Below are 18,921 nucleotides of genomic sequence, written 5' to 3'. Positions count from 1 at the left end.
TCCTATGTTGGACCGATATAAGTAATGAAATTAACGAGCGGAGGCCAAAGCAGGCCGGACAGGGGAATTGCTATGAAACTAATCATGAAGACATTTTTGGTGGTCGGCAGTGCGATTGCCTTATTCTTATCCGTTATTTTCTTGTTCATCTGGCCGGCACTGCTTAAGGATGCAAATCAGATGGACAAGCGGACTGTATTAAAAGAACTGCAAAGAATAGAAAGCCATCTGAGTTCACAAGCGGATGTGTTGAACAGAACCAATTTGGACTGGGCTGTCTGGGATGACACCTTTTTATTTTTAAAGGGAGAATATCCAAACTATCCTGCAGTCAATCTGCTGCCGGAAACCTTTGAAAATAACCAAGTGAATTTCATGCTTTTCTTGGATGGATCAGGTTCTAATATTTATCAGTCTGCCTATGACCTGAAAAGGAAAGAGCCCATCAGGCTCCCTGCTGAATTCTATAAGGACTTCAGCGGGCTGGATAAAGCTCAGGGGTTTGTCATGACAGAACTGGGACTGGCGTTTTACTCGGTACAGCCTGTATACAAAAGCGATGGAAGCGGTACTGCCGCGGGTTCATTGATAATGGGGAAGTTTTTGGATCATAATTATGTTGATAAAATGGGGAAAGAGCTGGGCCTATTACTGTCCTTCAGTAAACAGAAAGAAAAGCTGGGCAAAAAGCTGGCAGTAGAGACTTATAGTGATACAAAAATGAAGGGGAACCTGCTTATAAAAGAATTAGAGGGAAGCGGAAGCTATGGCATCAGCATACTGATGGACAGAGAATTTTATCGGCAAAAAAGGTCAAGTTTAATTCAGCAGTGCTATTATATTGCCGGATTTTCGGCCATCATGCTGCTCTTGGTCTTGTTCCTGCTGGACCGCTTCATCCTTTCCAGGGTGGCCAGTCTGTCAGAGAATTTAAGAGGAATACAGGAGAGACGGGATACCGGCTTAAGACTGCCCATCAGCTCAAAGCACAGGGATGAAATTACAAACCTCGAGCAATCCATCAATAAGGTGCTGGTCTCGCTTGAGGATAAGAACCGGGAAATCAGGGATCTGGCTTATATCGATCAGCTGACCGGCCTTCCCAATCAGGCCTTTCTGTTTGAGTATTATTTGACAAGCCTGAAAGGTATGAAGGCTGTATTCTTCTTTGATTTGGATGGGTTTAAACGTATCAATGATACATTGGGACACCAGGCAGGCGATATATTCCTGAAGGAGATTGCAGAAAAAGTAAAGGGGCTTGCAGCTGCAAAAAACGGTCTCTTTGCCAGGCTGGCAGGCGATGAATTTGCCCTTCTTGTCAACACCCGCAGCAGGAAGGAACTGGAGGAAATTGCGGGCCGGATCCTTTCTCAGGTTGGGAAGGAGTATGAGACATTCCAGTTTAAGGCCTTTACAACAGCGAGTGTCGGGATTGCTGTGTCTCCGCAGGACGGAACAACACTGGATACACTTTTGCAAAAGGCCGATATTGCGATGTATGAGGCTAAGAGTACAGGCAAGAACCAATTTGTTTTTTATGAGGATATCTCTTCGGGCAGCTATTACAAAAACCTCCTGGAGCTGGAGCATGAGCTGAAATATGCGGTAGAACGGAATGAGCTTGAAATTTATTATCAGCCTATTATGGATAAAGAGGGGAAATATGTTGTATGTGTTGAAGCCCTTCTTCGCTGGAATCATCCTGCTAAGGGGCTGATTTCTCCCGATAAGTTTATCCCGATCGCTGAAGAGACGGGTCTGATTAACAGGATGGGCTCCTGGGTGCTGGAGGAGGCTGTTAAGCAGGTGGGTAAATGGCATGCGGACGGCTTTGAAGAGCTTAGTTTAGCTATTAATCTGTCTAAATCGCAAATGAAGGACGGACGCTTTGTTAAAAAATTGGATGAGGTCCTTGCACGATATCATTTTACGCCCGGGCTCCTGCAGATTGAGATTACGGAAAGTGATGTGAGCGATTATAAAAAAGAGCTGCTGCCATTTGTCGAAGATCTCAGGAAAAGGAAGGTCAAAATCGCTCTCGATGATTTTGGAGTCGGAACGTCCTCGCTGATTTTCCTTAAAGATCTTCCGGTTGATACGATAAAGATCGACCGTAATTTTGTCAGAAAGGTACCTTTTCAAGCATTTGATACTGTGCTTCTGACGGGGATCTACAAAATCCTGAATGAACTGGGACTGGACTGTGTGACAGAAGGCATAGAAACAGAGGAGCAGCTGGAATATATCAGGGGAAGCAGTGACTCCAAGCTCCAGGGCTATTATTTCAGCAAACCCTTGCCAGCTCCCGAGCTGGAAAAGCAGCTGAATAAATTAACAGCAGGGGTTTAATTCAAAAGAAAGGGAGGGGCAAGGATGGTGACAGGAAGAGAAATTAGACATCTGAATATCAAAGACTGGGAAACTGCAAAGGCGGTCTTAAGCATCCAGATTCCTGCCTATAAAGCAGAAGCTGAGATTATAGGCTTTGACGGTATCCCGCAGCTGTCTGATACGGCTGAAAGCTTAATGGCTTCCAGTGAAAGCTTTATTGGGATGAGCATGGAAGGCAAATTGGCAGGTGTCCTTGCTTATGAAGAAGATGGAGATTGGGTGGAGATCAGCCGTCTTACCGTTCATCCAGCGTTTTTTCGGCAGGGGATTGCAAAGGATTTGCTTGCCTATTTAACCAGCAGATTCGCCAAAAGGAAGATGAGGGTGCTTACGGGGAAAGGAAATACACCAGCCCTTCAGCTTTATAAGAGCTGCGGCTTTCAGGAAAAAGGCCAGCTGGAGCCGGAACCGGGCGTTCTGCTGACTGTTCTTGAGAAAGAATAAGCAAAACCTATTACAGCTGATAATAATTTCAATATTTTTCCTGGCGGCTGCCTGCTTTATAATTGGATTATAAGGAGGGGGTCGCAGTGCCGATAAATTTTCATGATAAAACCAATCAGAATACCTATTCTTCCCGGAAAGCTGATCCTACATGGATAGAGACGGTTGGGAAGGAAATTGATTTAAGGGGAAAAAGGGTTCTCGACATTGGCTGTGGAGGCGGAATCTACTCACGTGCTCTGGCAGATATGGGAGCAGCATATGTGACAGGGCTGGATTTCTCGAGAGAGCTGCTTGCGGCCGCAGACAGGGCCTCGGAGGGCTATCCGCAAATAGAATTTGTACATGGAAATGCGTACGAAACCGGCAGGGAGGAAGAAGCTTACGATTTGGTGCTTGAAAGAGCTGTCATCCATCATCTCGACCAGCTTCCGGCCGCCTTTGCTGAATGCTTCCGGGTACTGCGTCCAGGCGGATTCTGCCTGATTCAGGACCGGACACCTGAGGACTGCCTGCTTCCCGGCAGCAGCACCCATATCAGAGGGTACTTTTTTGAAAAATTTCCGGCGCTTGCAGAGAAAGAGATATCCCGGAGATACAATAGTGCTGCTGTTCATTCAGCACTGAAGAAGGCAGGTTTCTTCTCGGTCAAAGAGATATCTTTATGGGAAATAAGGAAGAAATATAAGGATATCAGCGCTTTGCGTGATGATCTCTTGAAGAGAACAGGTCGCTCCATCCTCCATGAGCTGAATGACAGCGAGCTTGCGGGCCTTGTGTGGCATATTGAAAGCCGGCTCCCTGACGCGGGCGAGATAATAGAGGAAGATCGCTGGACCATCTGGCTCGCCGTGAAGTGACAAAGGTGGAATTTTACTGTAAAATATATACAAATCAAGATGGGAGGGCGGTATTTTGAAATTCAGAATGAAGCGGAAGAAAGAAAAGAAAAAGAATAGCAAGCTTGAAGTGATTGATGCTGCAATCGATCTGATCGAGCCGATTTACCTTCTGTCCCGGTTTCTCATCCGTTCCCTTTTTAAGTTTGTGCAGTGAACCGAATCCTGAATATAAACAAAGAGAAGCACAGATGCCCATGCTTCTCTTTTGCCTTTTTAAAAATTCGCCACTGTTAAGCTTAGTTCCTCAGCGGAATCTGACAGCTTGGCTGCAGCGCTGCTGATTTCGGAAAGAAGGCCGGTAAGGAGCTCGATATCCTTTTCGATCTGGCGGCTCTTATCCTTGCTTTCTGTGCTTGCCGACAGGATTTCTTTGAAGACATTCCCTGTGTTTTCGATTTCTTTATTCCCATTCACGACAATTCCATCAATCGTGCCGATCTGCGAAATGACCTCTGATATTTGCCTGATCGTTGCATTCAGCAGGGATGTAATATTGGAGGAGGAGTCCTTTGTCTGTTCAGCCAGCTTTCTGACCTCATCAGCAACTACTGCAAATCCCTTCCCATGCTCGCCTGCCCGTGCGGCTTCAATAGCAGCATTAAGTGCGAGCAGATTGGTCTGATCAGCAATGCTTGTAATCACGCCGGCAATCTCGCCGATCTGGTTAGATGTTTTTTCCAGGCTGCTGATGGTGCTGGTAATTTCATTCACATTGCTCTTCAGCTCATGCATATTTTCCACAACGCGATTCAGCTGGTCACGGCCTTTGGAAGAACGCGATTCCATTTCTGTTGAAGAAATGGCCCCATCCTTTGCATTGCCTGAGATCTGCTGTGACTGATGCACAATCTGTTCAACTGATGCGCCTGTCTGCTCTGACATGGCTGCCAGATTTTCAACGATTTCCCCTACATAGCCTTTCAATTCTGTCTTCGCCTGGCTCTCTTTTTCGGCTGCAAGGTCTTCCATTGTCTTCTGCATAATGGAAATGCAAAGCTGGATCTCCAGATTGAAGATATTAGCCATTGCAAAACTCAGACGGCGCTGATCATTCGAAGTCAGCTCCAGCTCCTTCATGATTGCTCCCATCATGTTTTTCATAAGCAGCTGATAGATGGTCATATACCAGTGAATTTGCACCCCGATCTGTACATATGCTCTAGCCGCCATTCTGCGGCGTTCTATGAATTCCGGATTGACGATTCCGTCGAACAGACTGAGGATATACTGCTGGCTCATCTCTATTGTTACACCTATTTTAGAAATATCAGTTATTTTCCTTACATCCTCTTGTTCATAAGTGAGAAGTTCATTGTAAACGGCACTGATATGCTTTTCGGCAATCGGGCGCACAGCACGCAAAATAGCCAGATCTTCTTTTGTGAGCCCCATCACTTCAAGCTGAAGCTTCAGGTCCTGATCAAAATCCGCTTCCATCACCACATTTTGCTGTTCTTTTTGAATTAAGCTTTCAAGGTCAAACGATTTCGGTTTTGCTGTTTTCGTAAAAAGCACCTGAAACACTCCCATTTTCTATATCTATTATCCTAGTTTATATCGGCAGTTTGAGAGGAGTTTTTACATATGTTTGAAAGGGAAGGGAAATGTTCTTAAGAAGGAGAGCCATACAGCTGTAAAGGAAGAGGTTTAATAGAGGCAGATATTGCAGAAAAAGCCTCCGGCAGAAACGCCGGAAGCTCCACTTAGACGACAGGGATCAGCAGTTTAACGATGGTCCCCTCATTTTCCTTGCTTGTAATATAAATGTTCCCGCCATGGCTTTTGATGATCCGGTTGCAGATCATGAGCCCAAGGCCTGTCCCCTTTTCCTTCGTGCTGTAGAACGGTTCACCGAGCTTAGGCAGCCGTTCTTCAGGGATGCCGACACCTTCATCCTTCACGCTGATCATCGCAAAGGTGTTATCCTGCCTGACTTCAATGCTGATTTTTCCGCCATGGGGCATGGCTTCAATCGAATTCTTGATAACATTGATGAGCACCTGTTTGATTTTATCAATCTCACAGCGGACGCTGATTTCAGCCAGGGAGTATTTTACATCTATCATAATGTTATAAATAAGCGCCTGGGTGTTTAAAAGGGTGACGACGCTTTTGACTATATTCACCAGATTGGTTTCCTGAGCCTCTGTCACAACAGGCTTGGCCAGGACAAGGAGATCATTGACAATTTCCTCGATCCGTTCGAGCTCGGAAAGAATCACATCCGCATATTTTTCTGTTTTCCGCTCAGTAAGAAGCTGGGTAAAGCCTTTGATTGCGGTAAGTGGGTTTCTGATTTCATGGGCGATTCCTGCGGCAAGCTGCCCGACGACAGAGAGCTTTTCTGCATTATGAAGCTTTTCTTCGGTCTTTTTCTGGCCGGTCACGTCTTTAATGATAATCTGGAAAAGCTTTCGGTTCTTAAAAACAGTAGGAATCAGCTGGATGGCTGCCTTCCGGGTGTTCCCGTCGCTCCTGATCAGGTTTAATTCAAAGCTGACAGTCTGGTTCGCCTGGTAAAAATCCTTCAGATAGCCATGGTCAGAAGGTGCTACATAGTCGTACAAAGAGGCGCCGATGATTTCCTTGCTTGAAGTGAAGCCAAACACCTTCTTGCCTTCATCATTCATATAGGTCCATATGCCTTTCTCAGTTGTCATGCCTATGGTATCTCGGCTGTATTCAACCAGGAAGCGGTATTTCTCCTGAGTTTCCATGTTTTCTTCTTCCATAATGACGCGCTCGGTCATATCCCTGGAAATACACATGGCTTCCTGGCCGTCCCCGAGTGTGCTGATGCTGGTCTCAAGCCAGATATAGTCGCCTTCCTTGCGGCGGAACCGGAATGAAATGCGTGAGCTGCTGCCCGGGGATAGCCCGCGGAATTCTTTTTTGAGGATTTCTTTGTCTTGGGGGTGGCAGTAGGAAAGAATGCAGTCCTTGTACAGTTCCTCTTGTGTATAGCCCAAAAGGGTGCTGCAGGATGGGGAAACATATAAAAAGATGCCTTCTTTAGTATGCCTTGAAATCAGGTCTGCCGAATGCCTCAGAGCCAGTTCGAGATTCTTTGCTTCAACTTTGTCCACAAATAATTCAGATTGATAGTCTCTGTTTGCTGCAATCAAAACCATTATCCCTCCCGGAATGCAGTACAATTTGCGCTTTTCCACTATTATACAATAGACGGGCGTGCAGAAATATAGGAGTAAACTCCCTCTTCTTGTGTGTATCCTGGGGAGAATGTTGATAACATAAGGGGAAAATGTGGAAAACCTCCTTTATCCACAGAAGAGGGAGCTTTATTTTTTAAGAATTCCATAAAATTAAGTAAGGGCTTACATAAATTTGTGGATAAAATTTTTTATCCACAAATTTCAAAAAAGGGTTTGACAGAACTTTTAAACGCGTGTAAAGTAAAAAACAATTAATCAAGCAAACAAACTTAATACGATAGCTTCTTATCCAGAGAGGTAGAGGGACTGGCCCTATGACACCTCGGCAGCGGACTGATGAACCGTGCCAATTCCAGCAGGCAGATTGCCTGAAAGATAAGAAGAGGACGAACGCCTATTATTCTGCCCTCTTCTTTTTGAAGAGGGCTTTCTTGTTTTCCGGAATAAAATGCGGGATGCTGCATAGCTATTGTATTAAAACCAATTAATTATATAGGAAAACCTTAATTTCTTATCCAGAGAGGCAGAGGGACTGGCCCTGTGAAGCCTCGGCAGCGGACTCTTATGAGTACTGTGCCAATTCCAGCAGGTGTGAGCCTGGGAGATAAGAAGAGCCAATGCTGATGATGCATGCCCTCTTCTGTTCCCAGGAGAGGGTTTTTTAATTGATATGGAGGGTGAAACAAAATGATAGAATTCCAGGATCTCAAAAAGGTGTATGAAAGCGGGGGCCAGCAGGTTGCGGCATTGAATGGCATTGATCTTGCCATCAATAAAGGAGAAATCTTTGGTGTCATCGGCTTCAGCGGTGCGGGGAAAAGCTCGCTGATCCGCTGTGTGAATCTGCTCGAAAGGCCGACCTCAGGCAAGGTGATCGTCGATGGGCATGACCTTACCTCTCTTTCAGCAAAAGAGGTGAGAGAAGTTAAACGTAATATCGGGATGGTATTCCAGCATTTCAATCTGCTGAACTCAAAGACGGTGTTTGCCAATGTAGCCATGCCGCTCACCCTGGCAAAGCTCCCGAAAGAGCAGATCCGAAAACGGGTGGCTGAGCTGCTTGAGTTTGTCGGCCTTGCTGATAAAGCGGATAAATATCCGGATCAGCTTTCAGGCGGACAAAAGCAAAGAGTCGGGATTGCCAGGGCGCTTGCCACACAGCCTTCAATCCTGCTGTGCGATGAAGCAACATCGGCCCTTGACCCGCAGACAACAAGCAGCATCCTGCAGCTCTTGAAAAAAATAAACGCGGAATACAATATCACCATCCTGATCATCACCCATGAAATGACGGTCATCAGGGAAATCTGCGACAGGGTGGCGGTGATCGAGGCTGGGAAGATCATTGAGGAAGGATCAGTGTTCGATGTATTCTCGGCGCCGAAAACACAGACTGCCCAGAACTTTGTCAGCTCTGTCATGAATGATTCGATCCCTGATTCTGTAAAGCAGCTTGTTGAGAACAACAATGGCAGGGAAAGGATCTTCCGGATCAATTTCGTCGGCCAGTCAGCGGGACAGCCGCTGCTCTCCAGGCTTGCCAAGAAGTTCGATATAGATATAAATGTGCTGTTCGGGAATATAACCGAGCTGCAGGGCATCCCGTTTGGGAACCTTGTGGTCGAATTCCAGGGAACCGACCAGGAAGTGCAGCGCGCCCTTATGTACATTCATCAGGAAAAAGTCTCAATCAAGGAAGTGAAAACACATGCTAGTTGATCACACGCAAATCATAGAAGCACTCATCGAAACCATTCAAATGGTGGCCTTCTCGCTTCTTTTTTCCACCATCCTTGGATTGCCGCTGGGAATCCTGCTGGTAATTACGAGAAAAGGCCATCTGCTGGAGAATCTGCCCGTTTTTAACGTGCTGAATGGAATCATCAACATATTCCGCTCTGTTCCATTCATCATCCTGATGGTAGCAATCATTCCTGTGACGCGGTTTTTAGTAGGCACCTCAATCGGAACGGCCGCTGCTGTGGTACCGCTCGTATTCTATGCCGGCCCATATATTGCAAGATTGATCGAGAACTCGCTCCTGGAGGTTGATCCCGGTGTCCTCGAGGCAGCGGAAGCGATGGGGGCGACACCGGCGCAGATCATCTTTAAGTTTCTCGTACCGGAAGCACTCAGTTCGCTTGTCCTGGCACTGACTATTGCAACCGTCGGACTTGTCGGAGCATCCGCCATGGCAGGGGCTGTCGGAGGCGGCGGGCTTGGCGATTTGGCCATTACCTATGGCTATCAGCGCTTTGATACAACGGTCATGATCATAACAGTCGCTATCCTGGTCATTATGGTCCAGGGGCTGCAAAGCTTCGGCAATATTTTATCCAAAAAAATCAGAAGACGATAACAGGAGGAATCATCCATGAAAAAACTAATATTAACAGCAATCATCCTCGCGCTGGCGGTTTTCAGTGCAGCCTGCTCATCATCAACAAGCGGCAAGGAAAAAGAAAAAGAAGTGAAAATCGGGGTCAGCGGGTCAGACAACCGCATTTGGGACTTCGTAGCCAAGAAGGCTGAAAAAGAAGGAATCAAAGTGGAAATCGTCCGCTTCTCTGATTATGTCCAGCCAAACATTGCCCTTGCAGAGGGAGAGCTTGATGCCAATGCCTTCCAGACCATTTCTTACTTCAATGCTTTTAAAAAGGAGCATGATCTGGATCTTTCACCAATCGCTACAACAGTCATTGCACCAATGGGAATCTACTCTGAAAAATATAAGGATGTAAAAGATATCCCGGAAGGCGGAAAGATTGCCGTGCCGAACGAAGCAACCAATATGGGCAGATCATTCCTGCTTCTGCAGGAAGCCGGCCTGATCACTTTGCCTGAAGACTTTGACGGGAATGGAAGCATCGACAAAATCGTCGACAACCCGAAAAACCTGGAAATTGTTCCTGTAGTGGCGGGCCAGACACCGCGCGTCCTGCCGGATGTAGCGGCCTCCATCATCAATAATGGAATCGCTGTTGATGCTGGCTTTAACCCTGTTGAAGACTCCATCTTCCATGAAAGTGCAACAGCAACACCATATATCAACATCATTGCCGCCAGAACAGAAGACAAAGACAATGAAACGCTGAAGCGCCTTGGAGAACTGTACCAGGAAGATGATGTAGCCGAATTCATTGAAAAAGAATACAAAGGCAGCACCATCCCGACATTCGTTCCGCTTAGTGAAATCGGAGAATAAAAACCGGTGCCTGGCACCGCAAATAGGAGGAAATCATGATGTCAGCACCTGTTAAATCTGTAACCGAACTGAAGGAAAGAATCAATCAAAGTGTGGAGGCTGGAAGGAAGCTTTACCTTTCAACAAGCCATCAGATCCATGACAAGCCGGAAATCGGCAACGAAGAATTTTTTGCATCCGGATTGCTCTCGGGAATTCTTGAAAAAGAGGGCTTTGAGGTCGAACGTGCAGTTGCCGGCCATGAGACAGCCTTTGCCGCAAGGAAAAAGTCTTCCAAGCCTGGACCATCCATCGCTTTCCTTGCAGAATATGACGCACTGCCGGGTATCGGCCATGCCTGCGGCCATAATATCATCGGCACAACAAGCACAGCGGCAGCGATTGCTTTAAGCAAGGTGATTGAAGAAACAGGCGGAGAGGTCGTCGTATTCGGAACACCTGCAGAGGAAGGCGGTCCGAACGGAAGTGCAAAAGGCAGCTTCGTGAAGCACGGCCTGACTGAGGGAATTGATGCGGCGCTTATGATCCATCCTTCAAGCAAGACGGCACTGACAAGCTCCTCACTGGCTGTAGATCCGCTGGACTTTGAGTATATCGGGAAGCCTGCCCATGCCGCGGCTTCACCGCACGAAGGCATCAATGCCCTTGATGCGGTCATCCAGCTTTTCACCGGCATCAATGCCCTGCGCCAGCAGCTGAAGGATGATGTCCGGATCCACGGCATTATCACTCACGGAGGCGATGCACCAAATATTATCCCGGAATATGCAAAAGCGCGTTTCTTCATCAGGGCAGCAACAAGAACCTATTTAAATGAGGTTACAGAAAAAGTGAAGAAGGTGGCAGAAGGTGCCGCCCTGGCAACTGGCGCTGAATTGAATGTGATCGCATTCCAGAATGAAGTCGATAATCTTCTATTAAATAGAACGTATGATGAAGCATTCCGTGAAGTCATCGAGGAACTGGGCGAAGAGGTCGATATCTCAGGCAGGGAAGGAATCGGTTCGACAGATGCAGGCAACATCAGCCAGCAGGTACCTACGATTCACCCTTATATCAAGATCGGCAGCGACGACCTTGTTGCCCATACCGTACCTTTCCGTGAAGCTGCACGCTCGAAAAAAGGCGATGAAGCCTTGCTCACAGGTGCAAAGGCGCTGGCACAGACTGCATTCCGGCTTATCACTGAGCCTGAACTCCTTGCTTCCATTAAAGAAGAGTTCACAAGGAACAAAGAAGCGCAAAAATAAAGGATGGAGCCGCCAATATGGCGGCTCTATTTTCCGTTTTACTATTGATTTTTATTGAGGCTTTCCTGGGCCATACGGATTAACTCTTTCACCATGCTGCCGCCGATCGGGCCGCCGACTTTACCTGCCTCGCGGGATGTCAGCCTGCCGTTATATCCCGGCTGAAGCGGAACATTCTTTTCCCTGGCCACCTCATATTTTACTTCCTCCGGCGCATCCGCACTGACCTTATAGCCTTGGCCGGCCATGACACGTGCCTTCAATGTGTCGAGAGCTTCACGGGATTCTGGTACAAGAGGGCGCCTCCTTCTTCTGGACATCATGCAAACCTCCTTTCTGTTCATTATGCTTAGTATTTTGCAAACAGCCTTTTTCTAAGCGAAGCTCCGGCCATATAATCAGTACCACACAGAATCCGGTGAGCAGACACCAATGCCCGAAGGATAAAAGAAAAAACAGAGGCGTTTCGTTGAAATTGCTTGTATCATATACTTTGAACCGCTATTCTAATGTTATACTTGTCCGCAATTCATAGTGAATCTATTATAAAGAAGGTGTGAAAAAGTGGCGCTAAAGTATCTTTCAGCCCTGCTGCTGCCCGGACTGCTTGTCATGCTGTTTACCAGGGTGACGTATAATCATGTGATCGGGCTTATTCTGACAGTCGCCCTGATTGCCGCCTCCGTCTACAAGGGCTATACAGACAGCTGGGGGCTTATTGTTGTTGATGCCTTTTCTTTGACTGCCGGTTTCTGGTATGCACAGATCATGAAACAAAGAGCAAAGAAGCGAGCTTAATTTTATAATCTTTCAAAAACCTGCCTGGTTTTAATCGGGCAGGTTATTTTATTTAGCAGGCAAGGCTTTTAATTGTCATCAACATCCATATTTCCCGCCGACATATTTCGCGGGAAATATTCCAGCTTTAAGCGGCTGGGTCACCATTTAATCAAACGTTTGATTAACCTTTCTTCGGCAGGAATCGAGCTGATTCAGGCAGGAGCCGTTTTTAATCATCACATGATATTCATGAAAAACGAATATCCGTTCGCATATTCCTGGTTTCTTTCATGTGCTTTGTGGTAGAATGAGGATATGAGTTTTTCAGCTTCGTACAAGGCTTCTGACCTTTTTCTTCTATAATATATCTTCAGCAGGAATCATCACGTGCATTTAGGACCGCTTAACCATTAAAAGAACAGGGGCAACGGAAGCAAGGTGCTTGCTTACTGGTATGCCTGCCTGCAAATATAGATAAAATGTTAAAATCAACTTCTTGAACAGGAGGCTTTTTTTGTGAAGGACCAATTTGAATTAGTCTCAAAATACTCGCCGCAGGGCGATCAGCCGGAGGCCATCAGCAGGATTGTCGAGGGCATCCGCTCCGGCAAGCGTCATCAGACCCTGTTGGGTGCGACTGGTACTGGTAAGACGTTTACGATTTCCAATGTGATTAAAGAGGTTAACAAACCTACTTTGGTCATTGCCCATAATAAAACCCTGGCCGGCCAGCTTTACAGTGAGTTCAAGGACTTCTTCCCGAACAATGCTGTAGAGTATTTTGTCAGCTATTATGATTACTACCAGCCTGAGGCATACGTGCCGCAGACAGATACATTCATTGAAAAAGATGCGAGCATCAATGATGAAATTGATAAGCTGCGCCACTCAGCGACGTCTTCACTTTTTGAACGGAAAGACGTTATCATCATCGCCAGTGTTTCCTGCATATACGGCCTCGGTTCACCTGAGGAATACAAGGAGCTTGTTCTCTCTTTAAGGACAGGGATGGAAATTGAGCGGAATCAGCTTCTGCGCCGCCTTGTTGATATCCAGTATGAACGGAATGATATTGATTTCCGGAGGGGGACGTTCAGAGTCCGCGGAGATGTGGTGGAAATCTTCCCGGCTTCAAGGGATGAGCATTGCATGCGGGTCGAATTTTTCGGTGATGAGATTGACCGGATCCGCGAGGTGGATGCACTGACCGGAGAAATCATGGGCGAGCGCGACCATGTTGCCATCTTCCCGGCCTCCCACTTCGTAACACGCGAGGAAAAGATGAAGATTGCAATCGGGAATATCGAAAAAGAATTAGAGGAACGACTTGAGGAAATGCGCGAAAACGGCAAGCTCCTTGAGGCTCAGCGCCTGGAACAGAGGACGCGCTATGACCTGGAGATGATGAGGGAAATGGGCTTCTGCTCAGGCATTGAAAACTATTCCCGCCACCTGACTCTCCGCCCCCCTGGTTCAACGCCATATACGCTGATTGATTATTTCCCTGATGATTTCCTGATGGTCGTAGATGAATCACACGTTACGATCCCTCAGGTCAGAGGTATGTTCAACGGGGACCAGGCCAGGAAGTCAGTTTTAGTGGATCATGGATTCAGGCTGCCTTCCGCAATGGACAACAGGCCGCTCACCTTCCCGGAATTTGAAAAGCATATCAATCAGATTGTATATGTTTCCGCAACCCCGGGTCCGTATGAAATAGAGCATACGCCTGAAATGGTCCAGCAGATCATCCGGCCGACAGGGCTGCTTGATCCGACGATCGAGGTTCGCCCGATTGAAGGCCAGATCGATGACCTGATTGGCGAAATCAATGAACGGGTAAAGAAGAATGAGAGGGTCCTCATTACGACCTTGACGAAAAAAATGTCAGAGGACTTGACCGACTACCTGAAGGAAATCGGCATAAAGGTGCAGTATCTCCATTCAGAGGTCAAGACGCTGGAGCGGATCGAGATCATCCGTGAGCTCCGCCTTGGAAAATATGATGTACTGATCGGGATCAATCTCCTGAGGGAGGGGCTCGACATTCCGGAGGTTTCCCTTGTCAGCATTCTTGATGCAGATAAAGAGGGCTTCCTCCGTTCAGAAAGGTCCCTCATCCAGACAATCGGGCGCGCGGCCCGGAATGCATCCGGACATGTCATCATGTACGCTGATAAGATCACCAATTCAATGGAGCTGGCGATCAGCGAGACGAAAAGGCGCCGGGAAATCCAGGAAGCCTATAATGAGGAGCATGGCATCACACCGCAGACGATCCAGAAGGAAATCCGCGATGTGATCCGCGCCACCCACGCTGCCGAGGAGCAGGCCGACTATGCTGCACCGGCCAAACCGGCAAAAATGACAAAGAAAGAACGCGACAAACTGATCGCAAATATGGAAAAGGAAATGAAGGAAGCAGCCAAGGCGCTCAACTTCGAGCGGGCGGCCGAGCTTCGTGATCTATTATTAGAGCTGAAAGCGGAAGGATGACGAACTGATGGCAATGGAAAAACTGATTGTAAAAGGCGCCAGGGCCCATAACCTGAAGGATATTGATGTCACCATCCCGAGGGATAAGCTCGTGGTGCTGACGGGGCTTTCCGGATCCGGGAAGTCATCCTTGGCCTTTGATACGATATATGCAGAGGGGCAGCGCCGCTATGTGGAATCTCTTTCCGCTTACGCGCGCCAGTTCCTCGGCCAGATGGATAAGCCTGATGTCGATGCCATTGAAGGGCTGTCGCCGGCAATCTCCATCGACCAGAAAACAACAAGCAGGAACCCAAGATCGACTGTCGGCACCGTGACGGAAATCTACGATTATCTGCGGCTGCTGTTCGCCAGGGTGGGCCGTCCGACATGCCCGATCCATAATGTGGAGATATCCTCCCAGACAATCGAGCAGATGGTCGACAGGATTATGGAATATCCGGAAAGAACGAAGATGCAGGTTCTCGCTCCGGTTGTTGAGGGCAGGAAGGGAACCCACGTCAAGGTTCTTGAGGATGTGAAAAAGCAGGGCTATGTCCGCGTCAGGGTCAACGGCGAAATGCATGACCTGGGCGAAGACATCACATTGGAAAAAAATAAGAAACACAGCATACAAGTGGTCATCGACCGCGTAGTCGTAAAAGAGGGCGTGGCAGCAAGGCTGGCTGACTCTCTTGAAACGGCGCTTAAGCTCGGTGAAGGCAAAGTCATCATTGATGTAATCGGAGAGGAAGAGCTCCTCTTCAGCGAAAACCATGCCTGCCCGCACTGCGGCTTCTCCATCGGCGAGCTTGAACCGAGAATGTTCTCCTTCAACAGCCCATTTGGCGCCTGCCCATCCTGCGACGGGCTCGGCAGCAAGCTTGAAGTGGATGTTGACCTTGTCATCCCAAACCGCGGACTCTCTCTAAGGCAGCATGCCATCGCCCCTTGGGAGCCGACAAGCTCACAGTATTACCCGCAGCTGCTTGAGGCAGTCAGCAGCCACTTGGGAATTGACATGGATATGCCTGTAGAGGACATACCGAAGCATTTGCTTGATAAGCTTCTATACGGAGCAAAAGGAGAAAAAATCTATTTCCGCTATGAAAATGACTTTGGCCAGGTAAGGGAGAACTTTATAGAATTTGAAGGTGTCATCCGCAATGTGGAAAGGCGCTTCAAGGAAACAAGCTCCGATTATATCCGCGAACAGATGGAAAAGTATATGGCCCAGCATCCCTGCCCGGCCTGTAAGGGCAACCGCCTGAAGCAGGAAAGCCTTGCTGTCCTGATTGCAGGCGAGCATATTGGGAAAATTACATCATTGTCCATCGAAGAGGCAGAAGACTTTTTTGAAAATGTCATTCTCTCTGAAAAAGAACGGCAGATTGCCAATCTGATCTTGAGGGAAATAAAAGAACGGCTTGGTTTCCTCATCAACGTAGGATTGGATTATCTGACACTAAGCCGGGCAGCAGGTACTCTGTCAGGAGGCGAAGCACAGCGCATCCGTCTTGCCACTCAGATCGGCTCCCGCCTTACCGGTGTCCTGTATATCCTGGACGAGCCGTCAATCGGCCTTCATCAGCGGGATAATGACAGACTGATTGATACGCTGAAAAATATGCGTGATATCGGGAACACGCTCATTGTCGTCGAGCATGATGAGGATACAATGATCGCAGCGGATTACCTTATTGATGTCGGCCCTGGAGCTGGCGTGCACGGAGGCCAGATTGTTTCCCAGGGTACGCCTGCAGAGGTAATGGAAGATCCGCATTCCTTGACCGGCCAGTATTTGTCAGGCAAGAAGTTCATCCCGCTGCCGCTAGAACGGAGAAAAAGCGATGGACGCTTCATTGAAATCAAGGGTGCACAGGAAAACAACCTGAAAAACGTAAATGCCAAATTCCCGCTTGGCACGTTTACTGCTGTTACTGGTGTTTCCGGATCCGGGAAAAGTACGCTGATCAACGAGATACTCCATAAAACGCTGGCGCAAAAGCTTCACAAAGCCAAAACAAAGCCAGGGGAGCATAAGGATGTCAAAGGGATTGAGCATCTTGATAAGGTCATAGACATCGACCAGTCGCCGATCGGACGCACACCGCGCTCTAATCCGGCAACCTATACCGGCGTCTTTGACGATATCCGCGATGTATTCGCCTCTACCAATGAAGCAAAGGTCCGCGGATACAAAAAGGGGCGTTTCAGCTTCAACGTTAAAGGCGGAAGATGCGAGGCGTGCCGCGGAGACGGAATCATCAAGATTGAGATGCATTTCCTTCCTGATGTGTATGTCCCTTGCGAGGTATGCCATGGGAAACGCTATAACCGCGAAACCCTTGAAGTAAAGTATAAAGGCAAAAATATATCTGACATTCTGGATATGACAGTTGAGGATGCACTTGAGTTCTTTGAGAATATTCCAAAGATCAGCCGCAAGCTCCAGACAATCTATGATGTTGGGCTCGGCTATATCACACTTGGCCAGCCGGCAACGACATTGTCCGGAGGGGAGGCCCAGCGGGTAAAGCTGGCTTCTGAGCTGCACCGCAGGTCAACCGGCCGCTCTTTCTATATTCTGGATGAGCCTACCACAGGGCTCCATGTCGATGATATCTCCAGGCTGCTCACCGTATTGCAGAGGCTTGTTGAAAACGGGGATACAGTCCTGGTCATCGAGCATAATCTCGATGTCATCAAGGCTGCCGACTATATAGTCGATCTTGGACCAGAAGGCGGCGATAAAGGCGGAACCATCATTGCCCAGGGCACTCCGGAAAAAGTAGCTGAAGCAGAAGGCTCATATACAGGAAAGTATCTTAAGCCAATTCTGGACAGGGACCGCATCCGCATGCAGAAACTGGTCAAAGAAAGAGAAACAAGCGTATCAAAAGCATAAACCCAAAGTGAGTTCCGCAATTACTGCGGGCTCGCTTTTTTAGTATGATGGAATTCCTGCTGGATATTGCCAGATTGCCTGCTGCTGAATCGGGTAAATGAACCTTAATTAGAAAAGGAAGGTTCATGATGAAAAAGTATATTTGGATTATTATCGGATTTACTTTGCTTATTGGCTCTGCTGTCGCCATCCAGGCGGAAAATACTGTTTCGCATGATGGCGAGAAAGAAATCGTAGCTATCGGGGATTCCATCACCTACGGATATGGAGATAAAAGCGGAAAGGGGTATACCGGCAGGCTTGAAGGAAAACTGGACAAGATTTATGAGGAAAACTTCGATGTTGAAAACTTTGGAGTCTATGGACAGGATACGCTGAACGTCAAAAGGCAGCTAAATACACCCGCAGTCTTAAAAGAGGTGCAGGAGGCAGACACAATCATTATTTTTATCGGCACAAATGACCTGCTTCACGCAAATGGCGGGGACCTGACACCACTTCACAGAGAAAAGCTTCAGAAGGCAGAAGATATCTATAGGGGAAACCTGGAAGAAATAATCCGGTGGACAGAGCGGAATAATCCTGAGAGTCCAATTCTTCTGCTAGGCCTCTATAATCCCTATCCAGGCAATGATAAGATCGGCAGCATCATAGAGAGCTGGAACGAGAAAGTAAAAGCAGCAGTTGCCAGCCATCCCCATGTCAGCTGGGTTCCTACGGACGATCTGTTTAAGGGCAAAAAGAAAAAGCTCTATTTCTATGATTCCCTGCATCCCAATGCCAGCGGATATGACCTGATTGCTGACCGGGTGGCGCAGGAATATGCCAGGCTGCAGGAAGATTGACACCACTCTGTAAACGAATAGAAAAAGGGCTGTAAACTGCAGCCCTTATAATAGACAAAAAGAGTTTACAAGGGGGCAGCCCATGCATACTTATATTGAAGATTCCCTTAATGAATGGAAAGAAGATATTTCCAAGGTGTTGGACCAGATCAACCAGGATTATGAAGAAGTTAAAAGGGAATTGCAGGTGTATACATACAAATACGGGATAACGAAGCAGGTTATACAATCAACAGTCAATGATGAGATCATTGAAACAATCCGGGAGCAGTACCACAGGCCATTTGAGGAAAAATATAATGAACTGAAGGGCTCGATCCGGGATCTGGAAGAAAAGCGCAAGGTATTCCAGATGTTTGTCCATAAAATTGATGAAGTAAGCAGGAAGGGAGCCGCAAAAACCGTTTAGGGTGGCTCTCGAAAGGGCACTGGAAATCAGTGCTTTTTTATATGACAGCTGGGGCAGGGAAACCGTTGATTTGAGCTGGTTGCTAATAAAATGTGAAAGTTGCTAGTATATCGGGAAAGTTGCTAAAAAACTTAAA

At 47.4% G+C, this 18,921-nt stretch carries 16 protein-coding genes, 1 pseudogene and 2 riboswitches; of the genes and pseudogenes, 13 read left to right on the top strand and 4 right to left on the bottom strand.

Going from position 1 to position 18,921, the window contains the following annotated elements:
- Positions 1-84 precede the first annotated feature (84 nt).
- The 4 genes from LCM00_RS13075 (at position 85) to LCM00_RS13060 (ending at position 3,894) form a co-directional block, all read left to right on the top strand.
- Complete coding sequence (locus LCM00_RS13075; protein ID WP_224902592.1) at positions 85-2,352, top strand: EAL domain-containing protein; 2,268 nt, start codon at positions 85-87, stop codon at positions 2,350-2,352.
- Between the two features lie 24 nt (positions 2,353-2,376).
- Positions 2,377-2,838, top strand: coding sequence for a GNAT family N-acetyltransferase (locus tag LCM00_RS13070; protein WP_224902589.1), 462 nt, complete (start codon positions 2,377-2,379; stop codon positions 2,836-2,838).
- Positions 2,839-2,924: 86 nt separating this feature from the next.
- On the top strand, positions 2,925-3,698 hold the full coding sequence (locus tag LCM00_RS13065; protein ID WP_224902586.1) for a methyltransferase domain-containing protein: 774 nt from the start codon (positions 2,925-2,927) through the stop codon (positions 3,696-3,698).
- Between the two features lie 55 nt (positions 3,699-3,753).
- Positions 3,754-3,894 (top strand): hypothetical protein, encoded by a 141-nt coding sequence (locus LCM00_RS13060; RefSeq protein WP_224902583.1) that lies wholly within the window; start codon positions 3,754-3,756, stop codon positions 3,892-3,894.
- A 59-nt stretch (positions 3,895-3,953) separates the two neighbouring features.
- Here LCM00_RS13060 and LCM00_RS24895 read toward each other — a convergent pair whose 3' ends face one another.
- The 3 genes and pseudogenes from LCM00_RS24895 to LCM00_RS13050 all read right to left on the bottom strand — a co-directional run bounded on the left by LCM00_RS24895 (position 3,954) and on the right by LCM00_RS13050 (position 6,871).
- Positions 3,954-4,472 carry a methyl-accepting chemotaxis protein gene (locus LCM00_RS24895; protein WP_404802161.1) on the bottom strand — a complete coding sequence of 173 codons (519 nt, stop codon included), beginning with the start codon at positions 4,470-4,472 and terminating at the stop codon, positions 3,954-3,956.
- A gap of 243 nt (positions 4,473-4,715) precedes the next feature.
- Positions 4,716-5,177: pseudogene (locus LCM00_RS24890) on the bottom strand (protoglobin family protein); the annotation flags it as partial.
- 266 nt (positions 5,178-5,443) lie between these two features.
- Positions 5,444-6,871 carry a PAS domain-containing sensor histidine kinase gene (locus LCM00_RS13050; protein ID WP_224902577.1) on the bottom strand — a complete coding sequence of 476 codons (1,428 nt, stop codon included), beginning with the start codon at positions 6,869-6,871 and terminating at the stop codon, positions 5,444-5,446.
- Between the two features lie 324 nt (positions 6,872-7,195).
- Positions 7,196-7,295: riboswitch (SAM riboswitch) on the top strand.
- 126 nt (positions 7,296-7,421) lie between these two features.
- A riboswitch (SAM riboswitch) is annotated at positions 7,422-7,524 on the top strand.
- Positions 7,525-7,600: 76 nt separating this feature from the next.
- On the opposite strand from LCM00_RS13050, the gene LCM00_RS13045 reads away from it, so the two are divergent.
- The 4 genes from LCM00_RS13045 to LCM00_RS13030 are packed head-to-tail and all read left to right on the top strand — an operon-like array spanning position 7,601 to position 11,368.
- Positions 7,601-8,632 (top strand): methionine ABC transporter ATP-binding protein, encoded by a 1,032-nt coding sequence (locus tag LCM00_RS13045; protein ID WP_224902574.1) that lies wholly within the window; start codon positions 7,601-7,603, stop codon positions 8,630-8,632.
- Positions 8,622-9,272: a methionine ABC transporter permease gene (locus LCM00_RS13040; protein WP_148974049.1), complete on the top strand. Its 651-nt coding sequence runs from the start codon at positions 8,622-8,624 to the stop codon at positions 9,270-9,272. The genes LCM00_RS13045 and LCM00_RS13040 overlap by 11 nt, the downstream gene beginning before the upstream one ends.
- A 15-nt stretch (positions 9,273-9,287) precedes the next feature.
- A complete protein-coding gene (locus tag LCM00_RS13035) occupies positions 9,288-10,118 on the top strand; it encodes a MetQ/NlpA family ABC transporter substrate-binding protein (protein ID WP_224902571.1) in 831 nt (276 codons plus the stop codon).
- 38 nt (positions 10,119-10,156) lie between these two features.
- Positions 10,157-11,368, top strand: a complete 1,212-nt coding sequence (locus LCM00_RS13030; protein WP_224902568.1) for a M20 family metallopeptidase — start codon at positions 10,157-10,159, stop codon at positions 11,366-11,368.
- A gap of 41 nt (positions 11,369-11,409) precedes the next feature.
- On the opposite strand, the gene LCM00_RS13025 is transcribed toward LCM00_RS13030, so the two are convergent.
- Positions 11,410-11,688 carry an alpha/beta-type small acid-soluble spore protein gene (locus LCM00_RS13025; RefSeq protein WP_224902565.1) on the bottom strand — a complete coding sequence of 93 codons (279 nt, stop codon included), beginning with the start codon at positions 11,686-11,688 and terminating at the stop codon, positions 11,410-11,412.
- Positions 11,689-11,932: 244 nt separating this feature from the next.
- On the opposite strand from LCM00_RS13025, the gene LCM00_RS13020 reads away from it, so the two are divergent.
- The 5 genes from LCM00_RS13020 (at position 11,933) to LCM00_RS13000 (ending at position 18,785) form a co-directional block, all read left to right on the top strand.
- Positions 11,933-12,166 (top strand): CsbA family protein, encoded by a 234-nt coding sequence (locus LCM00_RS13020; protein ID WP_224902562.1) that lies wholly within the window; start codon positions 11,933-11,935, stop codon positions 12,164-12,166.
- 498 nt (positions 12,167-12,664) lie between these two features.
- Positions 12,665-14,644, top strand: coding sequence for an excinuclease ABC subunit UvrB (gene uvrB, locus LCM00_RS13015; RefSeq protein ID WP_224902559.1), 1,980 nt, complete (start codon positions 12,665-12,667; stop codon positions 14,642-14,644).
- Between the two features lie 7 nt (positions 14,645-14,651).
- Positions 14,652-17,531: an excinuclease ABC subunit UvrA gene (gene uvrA / locus LCM00_RS13010; RefSeq protein WP_224902556.1), complete on the top strand. Its 2,880-nt coding sequence runs from the start codon at positions 14,652-14,654 to the stop codon at positions 17,529-17,531.
- A gap of 128 nt (positions 17,532-17,659) precedes the next feature.
- Positions 17,660-18,376: an SGNH/GDSL hydrolase family protein gene (locus LCM00_RS13005; RefSeq protein ID WP_224902552.1), complete on the top strand. Its 717-nt coding sequence runs from the start codon at positions 17,660-17,662 to the stop codon at positions 18,374-18,376.
- 82 nt (positions 18,377-18,458) lie between these two features.
- Positions 18,459-18,785 carry a hypothetical protein gene (locus LCM00_RS13000; RefSeq protein ID WP_224902549.1) on the top strand — a complete coding sequence of 109 codons (327 nt, stop codon included), beginning with the start codon at positions 18,459-18,461 and terminating at the stop codon, positions 18,783-18,785.
- Positions 18,786-18,921: the final 136 nt, after the last annotated feature.

The sequence above is a fragment of the Bacillus infantis genome (assembly GCF_020171945.1).
Classification (GTDB): Bacteria; Bacillota; Bacilli; order Bacillales; family Cytobacillaceae; genus Bacillus_AB; species Bacillus_AB infantis_A.
The sequence above is the reverse complement of the archived record's forward strand: the minus strand, read 5'-3'. Positions and strand labels throughout refer to the sequence as shown.